Consider the following 25,954-nt stretch of genomic DNA (forward strand, 5'->3'; position numbering starts at 1 on the left):
TTCCTGAGCGTTTTATCCGAGTCGCTGCGTGGTTGACGCTCGGCACGGCGCTGCTGCCACTCGGCGGCTGCGCCGTCGCCGCGCTGCCGTGCCGGCTGACCTCGGCCACGCTGAAAATCATCCCGGTCGTCGGCCATGCCGCGGCCACACCGTTCGACATGTGTTCATCCGCCATCGACTGAATCATGACACTCAAACGGATTGCCTGTGTGCTGGCGCTGCCAGGCGTCATGTTCTCGATGACCGCCCAGGCGCAGCCGGTCGCGCGTGAAGCGAGTGCGGCCAGCACCGTGTCGAAGGGCGCTAGCGCTGAAGCACGCCGGCGTCCGCAGGACAGGCCGTTCGCCTTTCGCGGCATAGCGCTTGGCATCACGCTCGACGAATTCCGCGCCGGCTCGAGCGTGCGGGCTACACCGCTCGGCAGTGTGCCCGTCTGCGAGACGGATGTGCAGGCGGGCGCGCTCGGCATGCGACTGAAATCGCAAGAGAGTCTGACGGTCGCGTGCCGCTGGGCGCATCACGCGGACGACGGCTGGGCGGTGTCGCAAGCGGTCGTCGACGGTGTACCGGCACAGGAGCACGTACTGCGCTTTGCACGTGTCGACGGGCAGAGCGCGCTGCGTCTGTACGAGATTTCTTTTGTGATCGACGAGATCACCGCGGAAGACTTGCGCGACGCGCTCGCCGACCGTTATGGCGCACCGCGTCTGGTGACACAAAGCGTGTCGTCGGGCGCGATGCCGGTCTACGTGTGGGAAAACGCGGTGAGTTCGATCACGTTGTGCTTTCTGCCAGGGACTCGCAACGGCACGCTCACCTATCTGCTGAAGGGCTCGGATGCATGGGTGAAATCGGTCGTTCGGCAATGGCAGGCGAGTGGTGCCGAGGCGGGGTGATGTGCATCATCCATCGCTCCGTTTGCGGGCTGATCTGTGATCTCGATTGCATCGTTGAGCGAAGCGTCGGCACTGCAACCGCAAAGTCCGTTTTCAATCCGGCCGATCGGGCCAAGGAGCATGTATGACTGCGCTACGTCTCACTGTCGCGCTAGGCGCGGCGGCCTGTCTCGCGGCTTGCTCGAGCAGCCAGCAGCCGTCAATCGTTGAAACGCCGATGTCGCCGCCGCTCACGTCGGCGCCGCTGAACGTCAACACGCAGGGTGCGATCTATCAGGCCGGCTCGCCGTTGCTGCTCTACGAGACGCCGCGTGCGCAGCATATCGGCGACGTGCTGACAATCCGCTTGTCGGAGTCGTACAGCGGCAACAATAGCGCGACCGCCGCCGCGAGCCGTTCGAGCAGTATCACCGCGACCGCCGCCGATCAGTCGACCAACGCCGCCGCGCGGCTCGCGAGGCTGTTCAATATCGGCTCGGCTAGCACCGACTACAAAGGGCAGGGCAGTCTCACCGATACGAGCGGCATGACGGGCACGCTGGCCGTGACCGTGATCGGGACCATGTCGACAGGCAATCTGGTGGTATCGGGCGAGAAGATGATCGCGATGAGCGGCAACCGCGACCGTCTGCGCCTGTCGGGCATCGTCAATCCGAAGGATATCGAAGCAGGCAATTACGTGGCGTCGAGCAAGGTCGCGAATGCGCGCATCGAGCAGGCCGGCGTGGGGATGGTGTCCGACTCCACCACGATGGGCTGGCTGCAGAGAATGTTTCTGAGCGTGCTGACTTTTTAGAGTCGACGCGGTGTGCACGCAGGTGCACGCGAAATACGTGACACGCCGCGCACATTTTTCCGGGTCCTACGCAAGCTGCGGTGCGCTGCGTTCCGCCGCGCCGATTTCACCGTCTGGCACGAACACATAGCCGCGTCCCCAGACGGTTTGCACATAGCGAGGCTCGGACGGATCCACTTCGATCAGCCGTCGCAAACGCCAGATCGATACGTCAAGACTGCGATTGCGATGCGCCTCGCTATTGCCGTGCAGTTTCTCCAGCAACTGCGCGCGCGTGAGTACGGTCATCGCATGTGTGACGAACACCTTCAGCATTGCGAATTCGCTCGAACGCAGCGGGATGCGCTCGTTATCGCGGCGCAGTTCGCGTGCCGGAAAATTCACCTCGAAGCGGCCGAAACGATAGGGCGCGCGTTGCTCCGGCGCGCTCGGCGCAATCGAGCCGCGGCGGCGCAGGACCGTGCGAATCCGTGCGACCAGTTCGCTCGGTTCGAATGGCTTGCCGAGATAGTCGTCGGCGCCGAGTTCGAGGCCGATCACGCGGTCGATCGGATCGGCGCGCGCGGTCAGCAGGATCACGGGAATATCGTCGCCGGCGACGCGCAATGCGCGCAGCGCGCTGATGCCGTCGAGCTCCGGCATCATGATGTCGAGCACGATCAGCGCGGGACGCTCGTTTTGCAATGTGCGTTGCAGCGCCATACCGTGTTCGAGCGTGGACACCTTGAAACCACGCCCTACCAGATATTCGCTGACGAGCTCGCGTACGACAGGGTCGTCGTCGACGACCAGAATGGATTGGTTCATCCAGGTCATCTTAGTGATCCGCGCGAGCGGCGCAAAGCGCATAACACTTTCGAATCCTTTCTCGTGTAAGAGAAAGCAAGCAGGTTGGCGCGCTTAATTTGCCAGTGATGTCTGGATGGTCTGCATTGGCTGCCGGGCCAGGTCGGTTTGATCGACCACCATCTTGTCGATCAAACCATTGAGCTTGGTCGATGCGGTGGAGAAGCGGTCGGCGTTGAGACCGCCGGTCTGGTAACGCGCGGTGACGAGAATACGCCCGTGCTGGATCAATGTCAGATCGATGATCGACAGATACTGGATGGTTTCGTCGCTAAACGAGCGGCGGCCGTAGTCGATTGCGGCGTTGTAGACGAGGCGCGCCTCGCATCCGGCCGGTGAGGTGCCCGGATTGTAGACATCCGAACGAATGCCGTGCCGGTCGAGCGCAAGTTGCAGTGCCGGCACGAAATCGCCGACCGACACCGTCTGATTCACTTCGATGCAGACGTTATGCACGTCCGCCGGACGGCCGTTGACGAAGGTCGGCGATGAATAGTTCGCCGCGATCGCGTAGCCCGCCTGAATCACGGAGCCGGTGGCATCGGCCGCCGAGATCAGTGTCCACGCGCAGCCGTTCAGACCGAATGCGAGGGTAGCCGTCGCGGCGAGCCACGTGCAAGGCCGCCGCAACGTGACCCACGCGGCCAAAGGGGCCCGCGTGAAAGCGTAAGCGTGCAAGCTCGGCATAGAGGTCATGATGCGGTGCCTGGTGGCGATGAACAGGTGCGGCGAATAACAGCGGGTCGCAGCGGATAGCGGCAAAAACCGGCCACGCTCAGCGCGTGACGCGCAGGCGCAGTTCGTTTTGCCCTTGCACGCTTGCCGTCACGTTCACGCGCCGATCGTCGGTGGTCACGATGAAATGCTGACGCGTCGGCGTGTTGACGTCGTGTACGACGTTCGGGAAGCAGGCGGCGATATCGGCACCGATTTCTTCGAGCGGATCGTTGACGACACCGTCAGCTTGCCAGTGCGCGCGCCAGTGGCAGTCGTAGGCGTGCGTGTTCGCGCGGCAGTCGTCCGCGGGTGACATGCCCGGCAGTTGCGCGGCGGGTTGCGCGTGCAGCTGTTTGAAGTCGGGCGCATCGACGATGTGTTTGAGCGCGGGGCAAACGTCCGCCGGCTCGTTGGGCTGGGTGGCTTGCGCAGCGTATGCGGCGCTCGTGAGCAGCAGGGCTGCGCCGAGAGCAAGCGCGGCGCGCTGGGTCAAAAGATAGGGGAGGCGATCGAATGACATGTGCGGAGAGTCCAGTATCAGTGAGTGGCGAAGCGGGCCGGACGTGGTACGGCTCGCACGACTATCGTCGCTGCTACAGGGGCTTTTCAAAGCGGGGAACAACTTGCCCGCTTCGCAAATGCTTTCGAACTCTTCTCGGGTGTTTCCGGATGTTGCGGTGTGTTGCCTGGCCGCGCGGAAGATTGGGAGCGTGTGCGGCGCCCACAGGGTTGCGCTGACGAGTGGCGTGTTGCCTAACCGAGCGTGAGCCCACCGTCGATATGGATCACCTGGCCGGTGATGTGACGCGCTTCATCGGAAAGCAGAAACGCGATCAGCGCCGCGATATCCGCGGGTTCGGCGACATGACCGAGCGGCGTCGCTTCGGCGGCGCGGGTCCACGCCGATGCGTTATCGGCACTTGGGCCGCGATCTTTACGGGTATAGCCGGGCGCCACGCAATTGACCGTCGCGCCATGCGGCGCAAGTTCGGCGGCTGCGGTTTTCGCCAGCGATTCGAGCGCTGCTTTCGCCGCCGCCGTGGCGGCGAACGGTGTATCCGCCCGATAGCGATGCGCGACGAACGAACTGAGCGCGACCACGCGACCCCGCTTCGAGGTTTCCAGGGCGGGCATCGCACGTTTGACGAGCGCGGCGAACGCGGCCGGCATGGCGGCGAAGGTGGCGCTGAACGCATCCGCGTCGAGTGCGCTGAGCGTTTGCCGTTGCGCGTGGCCGGCATTCGCGACCAGTTGATCGAGTGCGCCGAAGCTCGCGAGCGTTTGATGAACCACGTGTTCGGCGGCGCCGCGTTCGGCCAGATCGCCGAACACCGTCGCGCAGCGCGCGCCGTTTGCGCAGCAATCGGCGGCGACTTGCGCAAGACGCTGGCGGGATTCGTCGTCGGCACCGCGTGCGTGCAGCATCAACGCGGTGCGTGGCGCGGCGATGCGCCGGGCCAGTGCCGCGCCGATGCCGGAGCCCGCGCCGGTGATCAGGACGACGCGATCGAGTTCGGCGCCGCTCATGCCAGTTGTGCTGCTTGCGTCATCGGTGCTACTCATGTCGCTCATGTTGTTCATGCTGTTCACGCGGCAATCGGTTCGCCGGAGCGCTCGACGTCGAGCGTGTCGCCGTGGAACGCCGCCAGTGATTCGCGATGCGCGACGCTGACGATCGCCGCCTTCGGCAGCCGCTCGGTGAACAGGTGATAGAGACGTGCTTCGTTTTCCGAATCGAGCGCGCTGGTCGCTTCGTCGAGAAACAGATAGTCCGGCTTGTGCAGCAGCACGCGGGCGCCGGCGAGACGCTGTTGTTCGCCCGGCGAGAGAATGCGCGTCCAGTGTCCCGATTCCTGCAGGCGGTCGGCGTAGTCCGACAGGTGGCAGGTGACGAGCGCTTCGCGGCATTCGTCATCGGAATAGGTGTCCGCGGAGGACGGATAGGCGAGCGCGGCTTTCAGCGTGCCGATCGGCATGTAGCTGACTTGCGGAATGAACATCATGCGCGCGTTGACCGGGGCATCGATCGAGCCGTCGCCGAATGGCCACAAGCCGGCGAGTGCGCGCATCAGCGTGCTCTTGCCCGAGCCGGACGGGCCACGCACCAGCCAGCGCGAGCCCGGCTTGATCACGATATCGCGGATGCGCGACAGCGGGTTGCCGTTCGGCAGTGAGAGCTGGAGGCCAGCGGTGGTGAGCTTGTCTTCGTCGACAAAGTGAAGATTGATGCCGCCATGCGCGGTCGCGGGCGATGTGGCTTCTTTCATGCGCGACTCATGGACGACCCGCTTGAATTCCCGCAGACGGTTAACAGTAGCGCGCCAATCGACCAGGCTGCCGTAACTGTTGATGAACCAGGAGAACGAATCGCTGACGGTACCGAACGCCTGCTGAATTTGCATCAACACGCCGAACGTGAAAGCGCCAGCGAAGTAGCGGGGCGCCGCGACGACGAGCGGAAAAATGATTGCGATCTGACCGTAGAAACTCAGCACGAAGCTGAGTCGCTTGGTGTATTTCATCACGCGCCACCAGTTGTCGCGAATGCGTGCGAAGACACCTTGGGCGTTGGCCTTTTCCGTCTCCATGCCATCGTAAAAAGCGATCTGTTCAGCGTTTTCGCGCACGCGGATCAGGCCGAAACGGAAGTCAGCCTCAACGCGTTGTTGCTGGTAAGTGATCGATACGAGGGGGTGGCCGAGCTTGTGAATGACATACGAGCCGCCGAGCGCGTACAGCGCCGCGACCCATACCATGTAGCCCGGAATCACGAGCGGCATGCCGCCGAGCGTGATGCTCAGTGCGCCGGCCAGACCCCAGAGGATGGTGATGAACGAAACGAGTGTGACGACCGTCGACAGCAGATCGAGCGACAGCGACAGAGTGTTGGTGGCGAACGACTGCAGGTCGTCGCTGATCCGCTGGTCGGGGTTATCGGCGAGCCCATCGCGCTCGATCCGGTAGAACGCGCCCTTGCCCAGCCATTCTTCGAGGTATTCGTTGGTGAGCCACTGGCGCCAGCGGAAGCCGAGCATCTGGCGCAGATACCGGCCATATACGAAGAGAATGATCATCGGGAAGACGATCAGGCAGAAGACCACCATCAGATGCGGAAAGTCTTTGACGTTCTTGCTTTGCAGCGCGTTATAGAACTGCCCGCTCCACGTGTTGAACTTGACGTTCAGCCAGACGCTGGTGAGGTTGATGGCGATGATCGCAACGAGCAGGCTCCACGCCAATTTCCATTCTTTCGAAACCCAATAAGGTTTGATCAGGCTCCAGGCGGAGACTTTTTCGTCCGGCGGCAGCGCGGGGCTGGAAGCGGTATTCGGTGTCATGAGCATCCTGGTGAAGTGCTGGCCCATGCCGGGCCGGCCTCAGTCGGGCCGGCTCAACGGTGGGTTTGCGGTGCGTGCTCCCGGGCGTCGTGCTCGACGAACGCACGTCCGGGTGAGCGTCCGATTCTGGCGCGAAGCCCTTAAGTGAAAATTAATTCCCGCTCGGGGGCCTCGCCTCGATACCGCATGTTGCGCGTGCAACCAGGCGTGTCGCCCGCGCGCAGCTCCTGCGGTATCCGGTCCTGGCATTGTGCCAGAGCGCTGCATGCGGCCGTATTGATGAATCGAAAGATAGTGACGGATCAATTGCACACGACGGCGCAGGTCGCTGGTTTGCGGGCGCCGTGCCTTTTATGGTCTAATGACCTTCGACGAAACAGGGGTGCTTTGCCCACAGGCTGCGTGATTCGCACGCAGCGGCGGCGAGGCTGAGAGAGACCCTTTGCACCCGATCCGGGTAATACCGGCGCGGGAAGTTTCCGGAAGCAGCCAGTCTTCCATTCCCCGCCGGGCGGCGTCCGTCATTGGACACGTGTATTGCCCGGCCGGCCTCACCCGCCGGTTTCGTCCTGGGTACGTGCGTTTTTTGCCGTACGGAAAGGACTCGATGACCGCCTATTCTTCAGACATGTGTTTTGACTCTTGCCACGCTCTCGTCGGTTATGTCGGCGTGCCGTGCAGCTTTGGCTTTGCCTGCCATTGCTGTGCCGCGGAGCGCGCGCGATGACTCGTCTTGCGCAACCCGATTTCGCGGTGCTTGGCGGCGGCCTTTGCGGGCGTTTGGTCGCGTGGCGTCTCGCCGGCCAGGGGCATCGCGTCGCCCTCTATGAACGTGGCGACGCCGCCGGTACGCAAGCGGCAGCCTGGGTCGCCGCGGCAATGCTGGCGCCGCTTGCCGAAGCCGCCAGTGCTGAACTGCTGATTACGCGCCTCGGTGCGAGTTCGCTCGAAACCTGGCCGCAAGTCCTCGCTGAATTGCCGGAACCGGTGTTCTTTCAGCGTAACGGCACGCTGGTCGTGTGGCATCACGCCGATCGCACCGAAGCGCCGTTGTTCGAACGCCGTGTACGCTCGAACGCGCCTGCTGAATTGCTCGACGGCGGCTTCGTGACGCTGGCGGGCGCCCAGGTCGGCGCTGCTGAACCCGCGTTGGCGGGTCGCTTCAACCAGGGCTGGCTACTGCCGCGCGAAGGCCAACTGGATAACCGTCAGGTACTGTCTGCGCTGGCCGCGGGCCTTGCCGAGCGCGGTGTCGAAACGCACTGGAACACGCCAGTCGACGATCATGCGTTGCCGCCCGCGCGTGTCACGATCGACTGCCGGGGTTTGGGCGCGAAGCCCGTGCTGCCCACACTGCGCGGTATTCGCGGCGAAGTCGCTCGCGTGCATGCGCCGGGTATCAAGCTGACGCGGCCGGTGCGCCTGCTGCATCCACGCTACCCGCTGTATATCGCGCCGAAGCCGGACGATCTCTACGTGATCGGCGCGACCGAGGTGGAAGGCGAGGACATGTCGCCGGTCAGCGTGCGCTCGGCGCTCGAGCTGTTGAGCGCGGCGTTTTCCGTGCATCCCGGCTTCGGCGAGGCACGCATCCTCGAACTGAATTCGCAGTGCCGTCCGACTTTGCCGGACCACCGTCCGGCCTTGCTGTGGGATGGCGCGCAGACACTGCGCGTGAACGGCCTGTACCGGCACGGCTACATGATCGTGCCCGAAGTCGCCGACGAAGCCGTGCGCTTCGCCGCAGCGCTGCTCGACGGCCGCATCGGCGATGCCGATGCCTTCGCCGACTGGCAAAGCGCCGCGCGCTGGAGCGAGCTGTTTCAACTGGATTCCACGCGGGAACCGGCGTGAGCGTTGCGCGTCTGCTGGTGAAATAACCGCAGGCAAACAAGCGAGCCGCACCGTTACCGCCATCGATTGAACTGTATTCGAACACTATGGACATTCATATCAATCAGAAGCCGTTGTCGCTGCCCGAAGGCGCGACTGTCGCCGATGCGCTCGCCGCGTTCGGCGCGCGTCCGCCGTTCGCGGTCGCGCTGAACGGTGATTTCGTCGCACGCACCCAACATGCGGCGCGCGCGCTGCGGCCGGGCGACAAGCTCGATGTCGTGCAACCCGTGGCCGGCGGCTAAATCCCGCGCCACGCATTGCCGGAGACCAGGACTATGCAAATGACTTCCCCCCAAACCGCCGACGCGCTCACGCTCTACGGCCAAACTTTCGCGAGCCGCGTGTTGCTCGGCACCTCGCGCTATCCGTCGCTGCAGTCGCTGTCGGATTCGATCGACGCGGCCCGGCCCGGCATGGTGACCGTTGCGCTGCGCCGGCAGATGAACGAAGGCGGCGCCGAAGCCGGTTTCTTCGACCTGCTCAAGCGCCATGGTGTGCCGCTGCTGCCCAACACCGCCGGCTGTCTGACCGTCGGCGAGGCGGTGACGACCGCGCATATGGCGCGCGAAATCTTCGAAACCGAGTGGATCAAGCTCGAACTGATCGGCGACGATTACACGTTGCAGCCCGACCCGATTGGGCTGATCGAGGCGGCTGCACAACTGATCAAGGACGGCTTCAAGGTGCTGCCGTATTGCACCGAAGATCTGGTGATCGGTCGCCGTCTGCTCGATGTGGGCTGTGAGGCGCTGATGCCGTGGGGCGCGCCGATCGGCACGGGTAAGGGCGTGATCAATCCGTATGGCCTGCGTGTGTTGCGCGAACGGCTGCCCGATGTACCGCTGATCGTCGACGCCGGCCTCGGTGTGCCATCGCACGCGGCGCAAGTGATGGAGTGGGGTTTCGACGGCGTGCTGCTGAACACCGCTGTGTCGCAGGCGACGCACCCCGACGCGATGGCGCGCGCCTTCGCGCTGGGCGTCGAAGCGGGCCGCCAGGCTTTTCTGGCGGGGCCGATGGCCGAGCGCGAAAGTGCGCACGCGAGCACGCCGGTGGTCGGCATGCCGTTCTGGCATCAAGATGGGAGCGCCGCATGACGCAAACTTTGCCTTTGACTGGCCGCGACCTCTTCTGGCCGCCCGCCGATGAACTCACCGAAGCCGCCGAGCGAATCCGCGCCCGTTTGGGCGAGTGGCCGCCGACGCATGCGCCATGGCGTATCTGCCTGACCGCGCCGGACGAGCCGAACGGCGGGGACCTGATCGTCGTCGCCGACGCGCAGCAGCATGGCGAGCAGGTGGCGCGCTGGCAGGTGCAGGGCGCCGGCGTGATTGTTGCCGCCGAGCACACGGCGACGCTCCATCTGGGCGGCGAGAAATACGCCTTGGTGGGTCATCTGGCGGAAGACTGGATTCCTGCGCTGGCTGCGTTTCTGGACTGCGGCTTCGATCCGCATGACGCCCTGGTACTGGCTCTAGCCTGGCGCGACGGCGACGAAACCAGAGCGGACGACGCGTTTCCGGCCGATATCGCGCACTTCCCGCGCCTCGCCGGCCTGCCAGCCGCGCCGGCGCAAGCGTTCGCGCGTTGCCCCGACCGGCTCGGTCTGTACCCGGTGCTGCCGACCGCGGAGTGGGTCGAACGGGTGGTGGGTTTTGGCGTGAAAACGGTCCAGTTGCGCCGCAAATCGGCGGAACCCGCCGACGAATTGAAGCGCGAAATCGCACGCTGTGTCGCCGCGGGCCGCGAGCACGATGCGCAGGTTTTCATCAATGACCACTGGCAAGCCGCACTAGAAGCGGGCGCTTACGGCGTCCACCTCGGCCAGGAAGACGTGCATACGGCCGATCTGCCTGCAATTGCCGCCGCCGGCATCCGCCTCGGGCTGTCAACGCACGGTTTCTACGAGATTCTGAAGGCACTGCATTTCCGGCCAAGCTACATTGCATTGGGGGCGGTGTTCCCGACCACCACCAAGGTCATGCCGACCGCGCCGCAGGGCCTCAAGCGTCTGGCGCGATATGTACGCCTGCTCGACGGCGTCGTGCCACTGGTGGCGATTGGCGGGATCGATCTGCAGGTGCTGCCCGACGTGCTGGCGACCGGTGTGGGCTGCGCGGCCGTCGTGCGCGCCGTGACCGAGGCCGCCGACCCGGCCGGCGCAGTTTCTGCGCTGCAACATGCGTTTACGCAATAATCGTCAAGTTCAGTAAAAGGACAGGGGCACCTCACGGCAGCATTTCCATGATGGCCCTATAATTCGGCCTTCCGTGTAAAAGGACTGTCAGTTTCGTGTCTTCCTCCCCCGAGACCTTACTCGAGCTGCGCGACGTCGACTTCGGTTATGGCGACCGGCTCGTCCTGTCGAACCTGAATCTGCGCTTCAAGCGCGGCCAGGTCGTCGCGGTTATGGGCGGCTCGGGTTGCGGCAAGACCACGGTGCTGCGCCTGATCGGCGGTCTGGTGCGTGCCCAGCGCGGCCAGATTCTGTTTCAGGGCCAGGACATCGGCGCGCAAACGCGCGACGGCCTGTACGCGCTGCGCCGCAAGATGGGCATGCTGTTCCAGTTCGGCGCCTTGTTCACCGATATGTCGGTGTTCGAAAACGTCGCTTTCGCCCTGCGCGAGCACACCGACCTCCCCGAAGAACTGATCCGCGACCTCGTGTTGATGAAGCTCAACGCGGTCGGCTTGCGCGGCGCGCGCGACCTGGCGCCGTCGGAGATTTCGGGCGGTATGGCGCGGCGTGTGGCGCTGGCGCGCGCCATTGCGCTCGACCCAGAACTGATGATGTACGACGAGCCGTTCGCCGGCCTCGATCCGATCTCGCTCGGCATCACCGCGAATCTGATTCGCGCGCTGAATCAGGCGCTTGGCGCAACGTCGATCCTGGTCACGCACGACGTGCCGGAATCGTTCGCGATTGCCGATTACGTCTATTTCCTCGCCAACGGCGGGGTGCATGCCGAAGGTACGCCGGCTGAGTTGCGCGCGTCGACCGATGCCACGGTGCGCCAGTTCATCGACGGCGCGCCGGACGGTCCGTTCAAGTTTCACTATCCCAGCCAGACGCCGCTCGCGGCGGACTTCGGCATCGGCGGAGGTCAGTCATGATCAGTGCGCTTGGTCGCTCGGTGATCGGCGGGCTGGGCACGGCCGGCTACGCCACGCGCTTTTTCTTCCGGTTGCTGCTCGAATTTTTCCCGCTGCTGCGCCGGCCGCGCCTTGTCACGAAGCAGATCCACTTCGTGGGTAATTATTCGCTGGTGATCATTGCCGTGTCGGGGCTGTTCGTCGGTTTCGTGCTCGGCTTGCAGGGTTATTACACGCTGAACCGCTACGGTTCCGAGCAGGCGTTGGGGCTGCTCGTCGCACTTTCTCTGGTGCGCGAACTTGGGCCGGTGGTGACCGCGCTGTTGTTCGCGGGCCGCGCCGGCACGTCGCTGACGGCCGAAATCGGTTTGATGAAGGCGGGTGAGCAACTCACCGCGATGGAAATGATGGCGGTGGACCCGGTCAAGGTCGTGGTCGCGCCGCGCCTGTGGGCGGGCATCATTTCCATGCCAATTCTGGCCGCGATTTTCAGTGCGGTCGGCGTGTTCGGTGGTTATGTAGTGGGTGTGCTGCTGATCGGCGTCGACTCCGGCGCGTTCTGGTCGCAGATGCAAGGCGGCGTCGATGTCTGGCGCGATGTCGGCGCCGGGGTCATCAAGAGCGTGGTGTTCGGCCTCGCGGTGACCTTCGTGGCGCTGTTTCAGGGCTATGAAGCCAAGCCGACGCCGGAAGGCGTGTCGCGCGCCACGACCAAGACGGTCGTGTACGCGTCGCTTGCGGTGCTCGGCCTCGACTTTCTGCTAACAGCACTGATGTTCAGCTAAAACTGCGTTGCACGTTTCCGCTCAGCGGGCGCACCTCGGATTGCGCGTGACGGGAATGGAAGCAGCGTGGCGGATTCACTTTGGGATGACGATGAAAAAGACTGCTCTCGACTTCTGGGTCGGCCTGTTCGTGGTGTTGGGTTTCGTGGCGTTGCTGTTTCTCGCGCTGAAGGCCGGCAACATGAGCTCGTTGTCGTTTCAGGCAACGTACCCGGTCAAGCTCAAGTTCGACAATATCGGCGGACTGAAGGCGCGCGCACCGGTGAAGAGCGCGGGCGTGACGGTCGGCCGGGTTGCCTCGATCGGCTTTGACAGCAATGCGTATCAAGCTGTCGTCACGATCGATATCGACAAGCAATACCCGTTTCCGAAAGACACTTCGGCGAAGATCCTGACTTCGGGTCTGCTCGGCGAGCAATACATCGGGCTCGAACCTGGTGGCGACAGCGAGATGCTTAAAGCGGGTGACACAATTTCGATGACACAATCGGCGATCGTGCTCGAAAACCTGATCGGACAATTCCTGTATAGCAAGGCCGCGGACTCGGGCGCATCCAAGCCGGGCGCGGGTTCGGCCGCACCTGCGGCCGCCTCCGCCACGGCGCCCGCGCCGGCGGCGCCGACTCTGCCCGCCTCTGGCGCGGCCGGTCAATAAGGAGAATAAAAATGCAGACCATACGCATAAGGGGTGTGCGCACCGTCCAGATAGCGACGTTCGCGCTCGCGGTCGCTACGCTCGTCGGCTGCACGACCGTGCAGACGCCGACCAAGGGCGATCCGCTCGAGGGCTTGAACCGCACGATCTTCACCGTCAACGACAAGCTCGACCAGTACGCGCTGAAGCCAGTCGCGCAGGGCTATGTCTGGGCGACGCCGCAACCGGTGCGCGACAGCGTCACTAACTTCTTCTCGAACATCGGCGACGTCTACATCGCGGCGAACAACCTGCTGCAGTTGAAGATCACGGATGGCGTCGAAGACATCATGCGGATCGTGATCAATACGGTGTTCGGTGTCGGCGGTCTGTTCGACGTGGCGACGCTCGCCAAATTGCCCAAGCACGACAACGACCTCGGTCTCACGCTCGGTCACTACGGCGTGCCGGCGGGTCCGTACCTCGTGCTGCCGCTGTTTGGGCCGAGCACGGTGCGCGACGCGGTCGGCTCGATTGGCAACTACTATGTGAATCCGCTCAGCTACATTCATCCGGATGGTCTGAGCTGGGCGCTGTACGGCCTGAACGTGGTCAACACGCGCGCGAACCTGCTGAGCGCGAGCGGCTTGCTGGAAGGCGCCGCGCTCGACAAGTACTCGTTCGTGCGTAACGCGTATCTGCAACGCCGCCAGTATTTGCTGTCGGACGGCAAGCAATCGCAGGGGCTGCCGAACTACGGCGACGAGGCACCATTGCCGAAGTACGACGACGTCGATGGCGGCGCGGCTGCTGCGCCGGCAGGCGCTGCGACCGGCGCGGCAGGCACGCAAGGTGCTGCTGCGAAGGCGGCGGCTGCCTCGGGTACGGCAGCGGCGACACCGCCGCAAGCTGCTTCGGCAACTGGAGCAACCACGGGCGCGACCGGCACAGCGGCTGCACCTGAAGCCGCCTCCGGCAGCTCTGAAACGCCGCCGCTCGACCTGAACGGCGGTCCGGAAACGACGCAGATCCCGGCCGGTCAACTGGTGCCGCCAACGCGTTTCAACTTCCCGTCATTCAAATTGCGTTGATCGTGCGGCCGTAACAGATCGATACGACTCTCGCAGTTTGCGCATGGATTGCTGCTGAACTCGCGTGCTAATGTCGGCTCAAACGGTTGCACTATTTCTAAGGCAAGCAAGGTTCGATATGAAAAAACTATTCCTGATTCCGTTGTTCGCTGCGTTGTTTTCTTTCACGAGTGCCGGTGCATCGGCACAAACGGTCGATTCCAATTCGCCGGACGGCCTGATCAAGACGGTCACCCAGCAGGTGATCGACGCGGTGCGCGCCGACAAATCGATCCAGCAAGGCGATATTTCGCACATCACCCAGCTCGTCAACGAAAAGATCCTGCCGTACACGGATTTCCGCCGCACCACGCAACTGGCGATGGGCCGCAACTGGCGCACCGCGACGCCTGAGCAGCAGAACCAGGTGGTCGATCAGTTCAAGATGCTGCTGATCCGCACGTATTCGGGTGCGCTCGCGCAAGTACGCGACCAGCAGATCCAGTACAAGCCGTTCCGCATGAATCCGGACGACACCGATACCGTGGTGCGCTCGGTGGTGATGAACAACGGCTCGCCGATCGAACTCGACTACCGTCTGTACAAGACCCCGCAAGGCTGGCGCGTATATGACATCAACGTGCTCGGCGCATGGCTGATCCAGGCGTATCAGCAACAGTTCAACGAGCAGATCCAGCAGAAGGGTGTTGACGGACTGATTCAGTTCCTCACGCAGCGTAACCAGCAACTCGCCTCGGGCAAGCAGTCGTGAGCGAAGTGCTGAACGCCGTCGTAAGCCGCTTCGAAAGCGGCACGACACTGACCCACGAGAGCGCGAAAGCCGCGCTCGAGGCGGGCTTGCAGCGCATCGCTGCGGGCGCGAAGGGTGTAGATTGCGCGCCGCTCGCGCAATTCGATTCGTCCGCGCTTGCCGTCCTGCTCGCGTGGGAGCGTGCCGCGCAGGCACGCGGCATCGCGTTCGAGATCGTCAACCTGCCGGCTGGTCTCGCCAGCCTCGCACAAGCCTACGGCGTCGACACCCTCCTCCCGGTGCGACATTGACGCTCCAATAGCGTCACTTCCAATCCCCCCGGCTGAGTCGGGGCTGCCGATTTTTGCCCTATAATCAAACGTTTTTTGGGGCATTTAACCGGCCCCAATTTCGTCCCTTCCAGTACTTTTGCGCCCCCTCAGGGCTCCTTTAGGCGCCGCGCCGCACGCGGCCCACAGTCATGTCAGCCATAGAAATTCGTAACGTCAAGAAGCGCTACAAAGATTTGCAAGCGCTCAAGGGCGTGAGCCTCACGGTGGAAGAAGGCGAGTTCTTCGGACTGCTCGGTCCGAACGGCGCGGGCAAGACGACGCTCATCAGCATACTCGCCGGTCTCGCGCGCGCCGATGAAGGCAGCATCGCGGTGCGCGGGCACGACGTAGTCAGCGATTTCCGCGACGCACGCCGGGCGCTCGGCGTAGTGCCACAGGAGCTCGTGTTCGATCCGTTCTTCACCGTGCGCGAAACCTTGCGCATCCAGTCCGGCTACTACGGGCTGCGCAATAACGACGCGTGGATCGACGAGATCATGGCCAATCTCGATCTCACCGACAAAGCCGACGCCAACATGCGCGCGCTGTCGGGCGGCATGAAGCGCCGCGTGTCGTGGCGCAGGCGCTGGTGCACCGGCCGCCGGTGATCGTGCTGGATGAGCCGACTGCGGGCGTCGACGTCGAGTTGCGTCAAACCTTGTGGAAATTCATCTCGCGCCTGAATCGCGAGGGGCACACGATCGTGCTGACCACGCACTATCTGGAAGAAGCCGAATCGCTGTGCGACCGAATCGCGATGTTGCGGCGCGGCGAGGTCGTCGCGCTTGAGCGCACCAGCACGCTGCTGCAGCGTTTTGCCGGCATGCAACTGTTCCTGCGCTTCACGCAAGGCGCGCTGCCGGCCGAGCTGCGGCCGCTCGAAGTAGAAAGCGGCCCGGGCAATGGCAACGGCCGCCAGCATCTCCTGCGGCTCGCGAGCTACGACGACGTTGAGCGGATTCTCGCGCAGTGCCGCGCAGCGGGTTGTACATTCGAAGAAATCGAGGTCCGCAAAGCTGATCTCGAAGATGTGTTCGTTCAGGTGATGAACGGTCCGGAAGTGATCGAGGGGCTTGCATGAGCGGCTATGGTGGTTTCAGCACGCTGTTTTACAAAGAAATCCTGCGTTTCTGGAAGGTGTCGTTCCAGACCGTGCTGGCGCCGGTCATCACCGCGCTGCTGTATCTGACGATTTTCGGCCACGCGTTACGCGGTCATGTTCAGGTCTATCCGGGCGTGGAGTACACGAGTTTCCTGATTCCTGGCCTTGTGATGATGAGCGTGTTGCAGAACTCGTTTGCGAATAGCTCGTCCTCGCTGATCCAGTCGAAGATCACCGGCAACCTGGTGTTCGTGCTGCTGCCGCCGTTGTCGCACTACGAGATGTTCGGTGCGTATGTGCTCGCCGCCGTGGCGCGCGGGTTGGCGGTCGGTTTCGGCGTGTTCATCGTGACGATCTGGTTCGTGCCGGTCAGTTTTAGCGCGCCGCTCTACATTATCGCGTTCGCGATTTTCGGCGCGGCGATCCTCGGCACGCTCGGTTTGATCGCCGGCATCTGGGCCGAAAAGTTCGATCAGCTTGCCGCGTTTCAAAACTTTCTGATTATGCCGCTCACGTTCCTCTCGGGCGTGTTCTACTCGACGCATACGTTGCCACCGGTGTGGCGCGAAGTGTCGCGGCTCAATCCCTTTTTCTACATGATCGACGGCTTTCGCTACGGTTTCTTCGGGATGTCGGATATCAATCCGCTCGTGAGCCTCGCGATCGTTGCCGGTTTCTTTGTGGTGCTGGCCGTGGTGGCGATGCGCATGCTCGCCTCCGGCTACAAACTGCGCCACTGATCAGGAGCTTCTCTCATGTTGCCGACTCCCGAACAGGTCAAGCAATACATCGCGGCTGGGCTCGCTTGCCAGCATCTCGAAGTCGAGGGCGACGGTCAGCATTTCTTTGCGACGATCGTTTCGCCGAGCTTCGAAGGCAAGCGTCTGATCCAGCGCCATCAACTCGTGTACGCGGCGCTTGGCGACCGCATGCGCGAAGAAATCCACGCGCTCAGCATGAAAACGCTGACGCCCGCCGAATGGCAGAACGCGTAATCTGGAAATTTAGTGCGAATTACTCAAGAAAGGCGCGACGCCGGTAGCGGCGCGTCGAACACAGTCAAAGCAGACCCGTCTGAAGCCCGGGTCAATCAGGAACTGACAGGCATGGATAAACTCGTCATTGAAGGTGGCTACCCGTTGTCGGGTGAGGTCGTCGTCTCAGGTGCGAAGAACGCGGCGTTGCCGATCCTGTGCGCGAGTCTGCTCAGCGCGGAACCGGTCGATCTGGAAAACGTGCCCGACTTGCAGGACGTGCGCACGATGCTCAAGCTGCTTGGTCAGATGGGCGTGCGCATCGAGAGCGGTGAGGGGCGCGTGTCTCTGGATGCATCGAAGGTCGACAACCTCGTCGCACCGTACGAGATGGTGAAGACCATGCGTGCGTCGATCCTGGTGCTGGGTCCGCTGGTCGCGCGCTTTGGTCATGCCAGGGTGTCGCTGCCGGGCGGCTGCGCAATCGGTGCACGCCCCGTAGATCAGCACATCAAGGGTCTGCAGGCCATGGGCGCCGAGATCACGATCGAGCATGGCTTCATCGAAGCGCGTGCTACGCGTCTGAAGGGCGCACGCATCGTGACCGACATGATTACCGTGACGGGCACCGAAAACCTGCTGATGGCGGCGGTGCTGGCCGAAGGTGAAACGGTTATCGAGAACGCGGCGCGTGAGCCGGAAGTCGGCGACCTCGCGCATCTGCTGGTCTCGATGGGCGCAAAGATCGAAGGTATCGGCACGGATCGCCTGGTGATCCAGGGCGTCGACAAGCTGCATGGCGCGAAGCACACGGTGATCCCGGACCGCATTGAAGCCGGCACGTTCCTGTGCGCAGTCGCGGCTGCGGGCGGTGACGTCACGCTGCGTCGCGTGCGCCCGCTGATCCTTGAGGCCGTCACCGAAAAGCTGCGTGAAGCCGGCGTCACGGTCGAAGAGGGCGACGACTGGATGCGCGTGCGTATGGACAAACGTCCGAGCGCCGTCAGCTTCCGCACGTCTGAATATCCGGCGTTCCCGACCGACATGCAGGCGCAGTTCATGGCGCTCAATACGATCGCGGACGGCACCTCGCAAGCCGTCGAGACGATCTTCGAGAACCGCTTCATGCACGTGCAGGAATTGAACCGCCTCGGCGCGAATATCACGATCGACGGCAACACCGCGCTCGTGACCGGCGTCGACAAGCTCTCCGGTGCGAAGGTGATGGCGACCGATCTGCGTGCCTCGGCGAGCCTGGTGATCGCCGCGTTGCGCGCCGAAGGCGAAACGCTGATCGACCGTATCTATCACCTGGATCGTGGTTACGACCGGATGGAGACCAAGCTCAACGCCATTGGCGCCAGGGTGCGCCGCATCGCCGGGAGCCAGGCATGAGTTCGATGCCGCAAACGTCGTCTTCGCCGGCCGTGAGTGCACCCCTTACGCTGGCATTGTCGAAAGGGCGTATCTTCGAAGAGACGTTGCCGCTACTCGCCGCGGCCGGCATTGAAGTTGCCGAAGATCCGGAAACTTCGCGCAAGCTGATCCTGCCCACTACGGACGCGAACGTGCGTGTGATCATCGTGCGCGCCACGGACGTGCCGACCTACGTCGAATACGGCGCCGCCGACTTCGGCGTGGCCGGCAAGGACGTGCTGCTCGAGCACGGCGGCAGCGGGCTGTATCAGCCGGTCGACCTGGATATCGCGCGTTGCCGGATGTCGGTCGCAGTGGCAGCCGGTTTCGACTACGCGAATGCGGTGCGCCAAGGCGCACGCCTGCGCGTGGCGACCAAGTACGTTGAAACCGCACGTGAGCACTTTGCCGCCAAGGGCGTGCACGTCGACCTGATCAAGCTATACGGTTCGATGGAACTGGCGCCGCTGGTTGGCCTCGCCGATGCGATCGTCGACCTGGTGAGTTCGGGCAATACCCTGCGTGCCAACAATCTTGTCGAGGTGGAGGAGATCATGCAGATTTCGTCGCGCCTCGTTGTGAACCAGGCGGCGCTGAAGCTTAAGCGCGCCGCGCTGCGGCCGATTCTCGATGCATTCGAACGCGCGTCGAAGGCCGGCACTGCGGCAGTCTGAATAGTTTGACCGCGCGCGTGGTCAAACTTTTAACGCGCGCCTTACCGAAACGGATACCCGTATGTCTATCAAGATTCGCAAACTCGATTCCAGCGCACCCGACTTTCAAAAGTCGCTGCACGCGGTGCTCGCGTTCGAGGCGAGCGAAGACGAAGCAATCGAGCGCTCGGTCGCGCAGATTCTGAACGACGTGAAGACACGCGGTGACGCTGCGGTGCTCGAGTACACGGGCCGCTTTGACCGTGTCGAGGCGAAGAGCGTCGGGGCGCTCGAGTTGCCGATGTCCGAACTCGAAGCGGCGCTCGAAGGCCTGGAGCCGAAGCGCCGTGCGGCGCTCGAAGCGGCGGCGGCGCGCGTGCGCGGTTACCACGAGAAGCAGAAGATCGAATGCGGCAGCCATAGCTGGCAATACACGGAGGCCGACGGCACCGTGCTCGGCCAGAAGGTCACACCGCTCGATCGCGCGGGTATCTATGTGCCGGGCGGCAAGGCGGCGTATCCGTCGTCGGTACTGATGAACGCGATTCCGGCACGCGTGGCCGGTGTACGCGAAATCGTCATGGTCGTGCCTACGCCGGATGGCGTGAAGAATCCGCTGGTGTTGGCGGCTGCATTGCTGGGCGGCGTGGATCGCGTGTTCACGATCGGCGGCGCGCAGGCAGTGGGCGCATTGGCCTATGGCACGGAAACGGTGCCCGCGGTCGACAAGATCTGCGGCCCGGGCAACGCTTATGTCGCGTCGGCCAAGCGCCGCGTGTTCGGCACCGTTGGGATCGACATGATCGCCGGGCCGTCGGAAATTCTCGTGCTGTGCGACGGCACGACCGACCCGCGCTGGATCGCGATGGACCTGTTCTCGCAAGCCGAGCACGACGAGCTCGCGCAATCCATCCTGCTGTGCCCGGACGATGCATTCATCGCCCGCGTGCGCGACGCGATCAACGAGTTGCTTCCGACCATGCCGCGTCAGGACGTGATCCGCGCATCGCTCGAAGGACGCGGTGCGCTGATCAAGGTGCGCGATATGGCTGAAGCCTGCTCGATCGCCAACGACATCGCGCCGGAACACCTCGAAATCTCCGCGCTGGAACCGCATCAATGGGGTCAGCTGATCCGCCATGCCGGTGCGATCTTCCTCGGCCGCTACACCAGCGAAAGCCTCGGCGACTACTGCGCGGGCCCGAACCACGTGTTGCCTACGTCTCGTACCGCACGGTTCTCGTCACCTTTGGGCGTCTATGATTTCTTCAAGCGTTCAAGCGTGATCGAAGTCAGCGCGGAAGGCGCGCAGACGCTCGGCGAGATCGCCGCTGAACTCGCCTACGGCGAAGGCCTGCAGGCGCATGCCCGCAGCGCCGAATACCGGATGCGTCAGAACGGCTGAAGGTGAGGCACAAGCGCCTGAATGCGGCGAATCCGATGATGGAGCAAGCGGGCGCGAACTGACGCCCGCGAACCTCACCGACGGATTTCGCGCGTTTCCCCGTTAAATAACGACAATACAGACCAACCTGGAACGGCCGGCGTGCCGCCGGTGCCAGGCCGGATTCTCCCTTGCGGCCCGGTCCGCTGACTTATGACGACACCTCAAGACATCATCCGCCGCGACGTGCTCGCGATGACGAGCTATCCGGTTCCGGACGCTACGGGTTATATCAAGCTTGACGCGATGGAAAATCCGTTTCCGTTGCCGCCGGTGCTCGCCGCGCATCTGGGTGAGCACCTGGCCGGCGTCGCGCTAAACCGTTACCCCGCGCCGCGCCCGGAAGCGCTGATCGAAAAGATCAAGCGCGTGATGGCCGTGCCCACGGGTTGCGACGTGCTGCTCGGTAACGGCTCGGATGAAATCATCAGCATGGTGTCGGTGGCGTGCGCGAAGCCGGGCGCCAAGGTGCTCGCGCCGGTCCCGGGTTTCGTGATGTATCAGATGTCGGCGAAGCTGGCGAATCTGGAATTCGTCGGCGTGCCGCTAAAGCCCGATTTCACGCTCGACGCCGAAGCGATGCTCGCGGCGATTGCCGAGCATGAACCGGCGATCGTCTATCTGGCCTATCCGAACAACCCGACCGGCACGTTGTACGACGACGCGGACATGGAGCGCATCATCGCCGCGGCGAACCAAAGCCTCGTGGTGATCGACGAGGCGTATCAGCCGTTTGCCCAGCAAAGCTGGCTGCCGCGCGCCGATGCGTTCGACAACGTCGTTGTGATGCGTACCGTGTCCAAGCTCGGTCTGGCCGGCATCCGCCTCGGTTACCTGGTCGGTAAGCCCGCCTGGCTCACCGAATTCGATAAGGTGCGGCCGCCCTACAACACCAATGTGCTGACGCAAGCCGCCGCCGATTTCCTGCTCGACCACGTCGACGTGCTCGACGCTCAGGCCCAGCAACTGCGCGAAGAGCGCACGAAACTTGCGCACGCGGTGGCCCAATTGCCGGGTGCCGAAGTGTTCCCGAGCGCCGGTAACTTCCTGCTGGTGCGTGTGCCGGATGCATCCGTTATGTTCGAAACGCTGCTGGCAGCACGGGTTTTGATCAAAAACGTGAGTAAAATGCACCCATTGCTGGTCAATTGCGTGCGTTTGACGGTCGGTTCGCCCGAAGAAAACGCCCAATTGATCGCCGGACTGAAACTCGTGTTGCACTGAACGGCGTGCCGAATGGCCGTGAGCGCTTTTCCGCCCAGCGGACAAGCGCGCGCGGCCCGCCGTGTTCCCATCCCACACTACTATCGCTTTCTAGCTAGATTCGAGGAATTACCATGCGCCTTGCGGAAGTCGTTCGCAACACAAGCGAAACGCAGATCCGTGTGAAGATCAATCTGGACGGCACCGGTCAGCAGAAGCTGGCCACCGGTGTGCCGTTCCTTGATCACATGCTCGACCAGATCGCACGGCACGGATTGTTCGATCTCGACATCGAAGCGCATGGCGACCTCGAAATCGACGACCACCATACGGTTGAAGACGTCGGCATCACGCTCGGCCAAGCCGTTGCGAAGGCAATCGGCGACCGCAAGGGCATCCGCCGCTACGGCCATTCTTACGTACCGCTCGACGAAGCGCTGTCGCGCGTCGTGATCGATTTTTCCGGCCGTCCGGGCCTCGAATTCCATGTGCCGTTCACGCGCGCGCGTATCGGTACGTTCGACGTCGATCTCTCCATCGAATTTTTCCGCGGCTTCGTGAATCACGCCGGCGTCACGCTGCATATCGACAACCTGCGCGGCCTGAACGCCCATCATCAGATGGAAACGGTGTTCAAGGCGTTCGGGCGTGCGTTGCGCATGGCCGTCGAACTGGACGAACGCGCGGCGGGGCAGATTCCGTCGACCAAGGGCAGCCTTTAAGCGCTCATTTACCCGCTTATTGACCGGCTCATTGACCGGCTCATTGACCGGAATTAGAACCAGGACCGGCCGCTTGCGCGTGCCCGGTGTGCGATGGACATTCTGAAGTCGTTTATTTCGCTGCTGGCGCTGATCAACCCGGTCGGCGCCATCCCGTTCTTCATGAGCCTCACTGCGCTTCAGAGCGACGTAGAGCGGCGCAGAACCATCCGTATCGCGGCGATTTCGGTGTTCTGCGTGATCGCGGTGACCACGCTGCTCGGACAGCAGATCATCAGTTTCTTTGGCATTTCGGTCGGGTCGCTCGAAGTGGGTGGTGGGATCATCATGCTGCTGATGGCGATCAACATGCTGAACGCGCAGATTGGCAACAGCCGTTCGACGCCGGAAGAGCGCCATGAAGCCGAGCAGAAGGACAATATCGCGGTCGTGCCGCTGGCGATCCCGCTGTTGACCGGCCCGGGCGCGATCAGCACCACGATCATCTACGCCGCCGGCTCGACGCATTGGTACGACCGGCTGAGCCTTGTCGCAATCGGCGCGGTGCTGGCGGCCATCTGTTTTTTTTCGCTGCGGCTCGCTGAACCGATTGCTCGCTGGGTAGGTCGCACAGGTATCAATATCGGTACGCGGCTCATGGGTTTGATGTTATCGGCGCTGGCGGTGGAATTCATCGTCGACGGATTGAAGGCATTGCTGCCTAACTTGAAATGAAAACTTCGATAGCGATTGTGGATTACGGAATGGGCAACCTCCGCTCGGTTGCTCAGGCATTGCGCCACGCCGCGCCAGAGGCGGACGTGGCGATCGTCGACCAGCCCGAGGCAATCCGCTCGGCCGACCGCGTGGTGCTGCCCGGCCAGGGTGCGATGCCCGACTGCATGCGCAGTCTGGCCGAATCCGGCTTGCAGGAAGCGCTCATTGAAGCCGCGCGCACCAAGCCGCTGATGGGCGTGTGCGTCGGCGAGCAGATGCTGTTCGACTGGAGCGCCGAGGGCAATACGCCCGGTTTGGGCCTATTGCCCGGCAAGGTGTTGCGCTTCGACCTGGAAGGTCAGGTGCAGGACGACGGCTCGCGCTTCAAGGTCCCGCAAATGGGCTGGAACCGCGTGCGTCAGGCCCAGCCGCATCCTCTGTGGGAGGGCGTCGCGGACAACGCGTTCTTCTACTTCGTGCACAGCTATTACGTCGTACCGGACAACGCCGCCCATACATCGGGCGAAACGGTGTACGGTGTGCCCTTTACCTCGGCGGTGGCGCGGGATAACATCTTCGCGACCCAATTCCACCCGGAAAAGAGCGCCGAAGCGGGGCTGCGCGTATATCGCAACTTTGTGCACTGGAACCCGTGAGCGCCTTTCTTCATCCTGTTGCCGTGCGTCGTTCCGCCACAAGCGGAGCGTCGACCGTGCGCCATGACCGCAGCAAGACGATTTCACTCCAATACGGCGCTCTGCAAGGGCGTCGAAAGAGTTGTACTAAACTAGCGAAACGGCGTTGTGTTGGGCTGGTTTGTCAGCCGCTGCCGCCGACCTTCAACCACCTCCCAGACAACACCCGATTGCTATGCTGCTGATTCCCGCCATCGACCTGAAAGATGGTCACTGTGTACGCCTCAAACAGGGCGATATGGACCAGGCGACGATATTTTCCGAGGAACCGGCGGCGATGGCCCGACATTGGGTCGACCGCGGCGCCCGGCGTCTGCACCTCGTCGACCTGAACGGCGCGTTCGCCGGCAAGCCGAAAAACGAAGACGCGATCCGCGCGATCATCGAGGAAGTGGGCGGCGCGATTCCCGTCCAGCTGGGCGGTGGTATCCGCGACCTGAACACGATCGAGCGTTATCTGGACGACGGTTTGTCGTACGTCATCATCGGCACGGCTGCGGTGAAGAATCCGGGCTTTTTGCAGGATGCGTGCACGGCTTTCGGCGGCCATATCATCGTCGGCCTGGATGCGAAAGACGGCAAGGTTGCCACCGACGGCTGGAGCAAGCTGACCGGCCACGAAGTGGCTGATCTGGCGCGCAAGTTCGAGGATTACGGCTGCGAGTCGATCATCTACACCGACATCGGCCGCGACGGCATGCTGCAAGGCATTAACATCGAAGCGACGGTGCGGCTCGCGCGCGCGGTGAAGATTCCGGTGATCGCGAGCGGCGGGTTGTCGAACCTCGCGGACATCGAGTCGCTGTGCGAAGTCGAGGGCGAGGGCATCGAAGGCGTGATCTGCGGCCGGGCGATCTACTCGGGCGATCTGGACTTCACGGCTGCGCAGACCCTCGCGGACCGGCTGCGCGAATCGGACGACGCTTAAGGCTCAAGCTCGAGGCGTCGCGGTCGACTCAGAATCGAGGCAGCAGCGAACTCAAAAGCGGACGCAACGGCGCGTCCTGAAAGCGCGTCAAGCCGCTTGCGGCCTGACGCGGCTCGCCGCGCCGGCACTGTGCCGCTCGTTGAAGATTTACGCGAGCGGCCTCATCAGCGGTATTGGCAGAATTGCAAGATCATGGCTCTAGCTAAACGCATCATCCCCTGTCTCGACGTCACGGCTGGACGCGTGGTCAAGGGCGTCAACTTCGTCGAACTGCGCGATGCGGGCGACCCGGTCGAAATCGCGCGCCGCTACGACGACCAGGGCGCCGACGAACTGACCTTTCTCGACATCACCGCCACTTCCGATCAGCGCGATCTGATCCTGCCGATCATCGAAGCGGTCGCCTCACAGGTGTTCATTCCGCTGACGGTCGGCGGCGGCGTGCGCGCTGTTGAAGACGTGCGGCGGCTGTTGAACGCGGGCGCGGACAAGATCAGCATGAACTCGTCGGCGGTCGCGAATCCGCAACTCGTGCGCGATGCGACGGACAAATACGGCTCGCAATGCATCGTCGTCGCCATCGACGCGAAGCGCGTGTCTGCAGACGGCGAACCGCCGCGCTGGGAAGTCTTCACGCATGGCGGGCGCAAGGCCACCGGCCTTGAAGCCGTCGAATGGGCGCGCAAGATGGCCGAACTGGGCGCGGGCGAAATCCTGCTGACCAGCATGGACCGCGACGGTACCAAGAGCGGCTTCGATCTTGCGCTCACGCGCGCGGTGTCCGATGCGGTGTCCATTCCGGTGATCGCCTCGGGCGGCGTCGGCTCGCTGCAGCATCTGGCCGACGGTATCAAGAGCGGCCACGCGGACGCCGTGCTGGCCGCCAGCATCTTCCACTACGGCGAACACACCGTGGGCGAGGCCAAGCGCTTCATGGCCGATCAAGGCATTTCGGTGAGGTTGTGAC

General features: G+C 63.2%; 29 protein-coding genes, 1 pseudogene and 1 riboswitch. Of the genes and pseudogenes, 25 read left to right on the top strand and 5 right to left on the bottom strand.

From position 1 onward, the window contains the following. The first annotated feature begins 14 nt into the window (after positions 1–14). The 3 genes from ACUN0E_RS21815 to ACUN0E_RS21825 all read left to right on the top strand — a co-directional run bounded on the left by ACUN0E_RS21815 (position 15) and on the right by ACUN0E_RS21825 (position 1,692). Positions 15–182 (top strand): DUF6726 family protein, encoded by a 168-nt coding sequence (locus ACUN0E_RS21815; RefSeq protein WP_408236139.1) that lies wholly within the window; start codon positions 15–17, stop codon positions 180–182. A gap of 3 nt (positions 183–185) precedes the next feature. Next, positions 186–896 carry a hypothetical protein gene (locus ACUN0E_RS21820; protein ID WP_408236061.1) on the top strand — a complete coding sequence of 237 codons (711 nt, stop codon included), beginning with the start codon at positions 186–188 and terminating at the stop codon, positions 894–896. A 124-nt stretch (positions 897–1,020) separates the two neighbouring features. Then, a complete protein-coding gene (locus ACUN0E_RS21825; RefSeq protein WP_408236058.1) occupies positions 1,021–1,692 on the top strand; it encodes a flagellar basal body L-ring protein FlgH in 672 nt (223 codons plus the stop codon). Between the two features lie 66 nt (positions 1,693–1,758). Here ACUN0E_RS21825 and ACUN0E_RS21830 read toward each other — a convergent pair whose 3' ends face one another. The 5 genes from ACUN0E_RS21830 to ACUN0E_RS21850 all read right to left on the bottom strand — a co-directional run bounded on the left by ACUN0E_RS21830 (position 1,759) and on the right by ACUN0E_RS21850 (position 6,593). Next, positions 1,759–2,499, bottom strand: a complete 741-nt coding sequence (locus tag ACUN0E_RS21830) for a response regulator (protein WP_408236055.1) — start codon at positions 2,497–2,499, stop codon at positions 1,759–1,761. Positions 2,500–2,592: 93 nt separating this feature from the next. Continuing rightward, the gene (locus tag ACUN0E_RS21835) at positions 2,593–3,234 is read right to left on the bottom strand and encodes a hypothetical protein (RefSeq protein WP_408236052.1); all 642 of its coding nucleotides are present in this window, start codon (positions 3,232–3,234) and stop codon (positions 2,593–2,595) included. A gap of 79 nt (positions 3,235–3,313) precedes the next feature. After that, positions 3,314–3,775, bottom strand: a complete 462-nt coding sequence (locus ACUN0E_RS21840) for a hypothetical protein (RefSeq protein ID WP_445567931.1) — start codon at positions 3,773–3,775, stop codon at positions 3,314–3,316. Positions 3,776–4,008: 233 nt separating this feature from the next. After that, positions 4,009–4,782 (bottom strand): SDR family NAD(P)-dependent oxidoreductase, encoded by a 774-nt coding sequence (locus tag ACUN0E_RS21845; protein ID WP_445570502.1) that lies wholly within the window; start codon positions 4,780–4,782, stop codon positions 4,009–4,011. A 59-nt stretch (positions 4,783–4,841) separates the two neighbouring features. Next, positions 4,842–6,593, bottom strand: a complete 1,752-nt coding sequence (locus ACUN0E_RS21850) for an ABC transporter ATP-binding protein/permease (RefSeq protein ID WP_445567932.1) — start codon at positions 6,591–6,593, stop codon at positions 4,842–4,844. Between the two features lie 368 nt (positions 6,594–6,961). Continuing rightward, a riboswitch (TPP riboswitch) is annotated at positions 6,962–7,085 on the top strand. A 231-nt stretch (positions 7,086–7,316) separates the two neighbouring features. Here ACUN0E_RS21850 and ACUN0E_RS21855 point away from each other — a divergent pair. The 22 genes and pseudogenes from ACUN0E_RS21855 to hisF all read left to right on the top strand — a co-directional run bounded on the left by ACUN0E_RS21855 (position 7,317) and on the right by hisF (position 25,953). Beyond that, positions 7,317–8,447, top strand: coding sequence for an FAD-dependent oxidoreductase (locus ACUN0E_RS21855; protein WP_408520175.1), 1,131 nt, complete (start codon positions 7,317–7,319; stop codon positions 8,445–8,447). A gap of 86 nt (positions 8,448–8,533) precedes the next feature. After that, entirely contained in the window at positions 8,534–8,731 is a 198-nt protein-coding gene (thiS, locus tag ACUN0E_RS21860) for a sulfur carrier protein ThiS (protein ID WP_408236041.1), read from the top strand. A gap of 39 nt (positions 8,732–8,770) precedes the next feature. Beyond that, positions 8,771–9,586: a thiazole synthase gene (locus ACUN0E_RS21865; RefSeq protein WP_408216807.1), complete on the top strand. Its 816-nt coding sequence runs from the start codon at positions 8,771–8,773 to the stop codon at positions 9,584–9,586. Next, on the top strand, positions 9,583–10,686 hold the full coding sequence (gene thiE, locus ACUN0E_RS21870) for a thiamine phosphate synthase (protein ID WP_408236038.1): 1,104 nt from the start codon (positions 9,583–9,585) through the stop codon (positions 10,684–10,686). The genes ACUN0E_RS21865 and thiE overlap by 4 nt, the downstream gene beginning before the upstream one ends. Before the next feature lie 95 nt (positions 10,687–10,781). Beyond that, positions 10,782–11,603 carry an ABC transporter ATP-binding protein gene (locus ACUN0E_RS21875; RefSeq protein WP_408216801.1) on the top strand — a complete coding sequence of 274 codons (822 nt, stop codon included), beginning with the start codon at positions 10,782–10,784 and terminating at the stop codon, positions 11,601–11,603. Beyond that, on the top strand, positions 11,600–12,367 hold the full coding sequence (gene mlaE, locus ACUN0E_RS21880) for a lipid asymmetry maintenance ABC transporter permease subunit MlaE (protein WP_201079580.1): 768 nt from the start codon (positions 11,600–11,602) through the stop codon (positions 12,365–12,367). Before ACUN0E_RS21875 ends, mlaE begins: the two co-directional genes overlap by 4 nt. Positions 12,368–12,458: 91 nt before the next feature. Beyond that, positions 12,459–13,022, top strand: coding sequence for an outer membrane lipid asymmetry maintenance protein MlaD (gene mlaD, locus ACUN0E_RS21885; protein WP_408236036.1), 564 nt, complete (start codon positions 12,459–12,461; stop codon positions 13,020–13,022). 11 nt (positions 13,023–13,033) lie between these two features. Next, the gene (locus ACUN0E_RS21890) at positions 13,034–14,092 is read left to right on the top strand and encodes an MlaA family lipoprotein (protein WP_408236033.1); all 1,059 of its coding nucleotides are present in this window, start codon (positions 13,034–13,036) and stop codon (positions 14,090–14,092) included. A 118-nt stretch (positions 14,093–14,210) separates the two neighbouring features. Further along, positions 14,211–14,843 (top strand): MlaC/ttg2D family ABC transporter substrate-binding protein, encoded by a 633-nt coding sequence (locus tag ACUN0E_RS21895; protein WP_408236030.1) that lies wholly within the window; start codon positions 14,211–14,213, stop codon positions 14,841–14,843. After that, positions 14,840–15,133 (top strand): STAS domain-containing protein, encoded by a 294-nt coding sequence (locus tag ACUN0E_RS21900; RefSeq protein ID WP_408236027.1) that lies wholly within the window; start codon positions 14,840–14,842, stop codon positions 15,131–15,133. Before ACUN0E_RS21895 ends, ACUN0E_RS21900 begins: the two co-directional genes overlap by 4 nt. Before the next feature lie 170 nt (positions 15,134–15,303). Continuing rightward, positions 15,304–16,235, top strand: a pseudogene (locus ACUN0E_RS21905) (ABC transporter ATP-binding protein). After that, on the top strand, positions 16,232–16,996 hold the full coding sequence (locus ACUN0E_RS21910; protein WP_325044364.1) for an ABC transporter permease: 765 nt from the start codon (positions 16,232–16,234) through the stop codon (positions 16,994–16,996). The pseudogene ACUN0E_RS21905 and the gene ACUN0E_RS21910 overlap by 4 nt, the downstream one beginning before the upstream one ends. Positions 16,997–17,011: 15 nt before the next feature. Then, positions 17,012–17,251, top strand: coding sequence for a BolA family protein (locus ACUN0E_RS21915; RefSeq protein WP_006052280.1), 240 nt, complete (start codon positions 17,012–17,014; stop codon positions 17,249–17,251). A 12-nt stretch (positions 17,252–17,263) separates the two neighbouring features. Continuing rightward, positions 17,264–18,625 carry a UDP-N-acetylglucosamine 1-carboxyvinyltransferase gene (murA, locus tag ACUN0E_RS21920; protein WP_408236021.1) on the top strand — a complete coding sequence of 454 codons (1,362 nt, stop codon included), beginning with the start codon at positions 17,264–17,266 and terminating at the stop codon, positions 18,623–18,625. Beyond that, positions 18,622–19,320 carry an ATP phosphoribosyltransferase gene (gene hisG, locus ACUN0E_RS21925; RefSeq protein WP_408236018.1) on the top strand — a complete coding sequence of 233 codons (699 nt, stop codon included), beginning with the start codon at positions 18,622–18,624 and terminating at the stop codon, positions 19,318–19,320. The genes murA and hisG overlap by 4 nt, the downstream gene beginning before the upstream one ends. Before the next feature lie 61 nt (positions 19,321–19,381). Continuing rightward, positions 19,382–20,704 carry a histidinol dehydrogenase gene (hisD, locus tag ACUN0E_RS21930; protein WP_408236015.1) on the top strand — a complete coding sequence of 441 codons (1,323 nt, stop codon included), beginning with the start codon at positions 19,382–19,384 and terminating at the stop codon, positions 20,702–20,704. Between the two features lie 192 nt (positions 20,705–20,896). Then, the gene (gene hisC / locus ACUN0E_RS21935; protein WP_445567933.1) at positions 20,897–21,967 is read left to right on the top strand and encodes a histidinol-phosphate transaminase; all 1,071 of its coding nucleotides are present in this window, start codon (positions 20,897–20,899) and stop codon (positions 21,965–21,967) included. 113 nt (positions 21,968–22,080) lie between these two features. After that, positions 22,081–22,668: an imidazoleglycerol-phosphate dehydratase HisB gene (gene hisB, locus ACUN0E_RS21940; protein ID WP_408236010.1), complete on the top strand. Its 588-nt coding sequence runs from the start codon at positions 22,081–22,083 to the stop codon at positions 22,666–22,668. Between the two features lie 93 nt (positions 22,669–22,761). After that, positions 22,762–23,382 (top strand): MarC family protein, encoded by a 621-nt coding sequence (locus ACUN0E_RS21945; protein WP_325044358.1) that lies wholly within the window; start codon positions 22,762–22,764, stop codon positions 23,380–23,382. Continuing rightward, positions 23,379–24,020, top strand: coding sequence for an imidazole glycerol phosphate synthase subunit HisH (gene hisH / locus ACUN0E_RS21950; RefSeq protein WP_445567934.1), 642 nt, complete (start codon positions 23,379–23,381; stop codon positions 24,018–24,020). The genes ACUN0E_RS21945 and hisH overlap by 4 nt, the downstream gene beginning before the upstream one ends. Positions 24,021–24,234: 214 nt before the next feature. Further along, a complete protein-coding gene (gene hisA / locus ACUN0E_RS21955) occupies positions 24,235–24,987 on the top strand; it encodes a 1-(5-phosphoribosyl)-5-[(5-phosphoribosylamino)methylideneamino]imidazole-4-carboxamide isomerase (RefSeq protein ID WP_408338236.1) in 753 nt (250 codons plus the stop codon). A gap of 192 nt (positions 24,988–25,179) precedes the next feature. After that, positions 25,180–25,953 carry an imidazole glycerol phosphate synthase subunit HisF gene (gene hisF / locus ACUN0E_RS21960; protein WP_054036627.1) on the top strand — a complete coding sequence of 258 codons (774 nt, stop codon included), beginning with the start codon at positions 25,180–25,182 and terminating at the stop codon, positions 25,951–25,953. Position 25,954: the final 1 nt, after the last annotated feature.

The organism is Paraburkholderia sp. D1E, assembly GCF_052682275.1.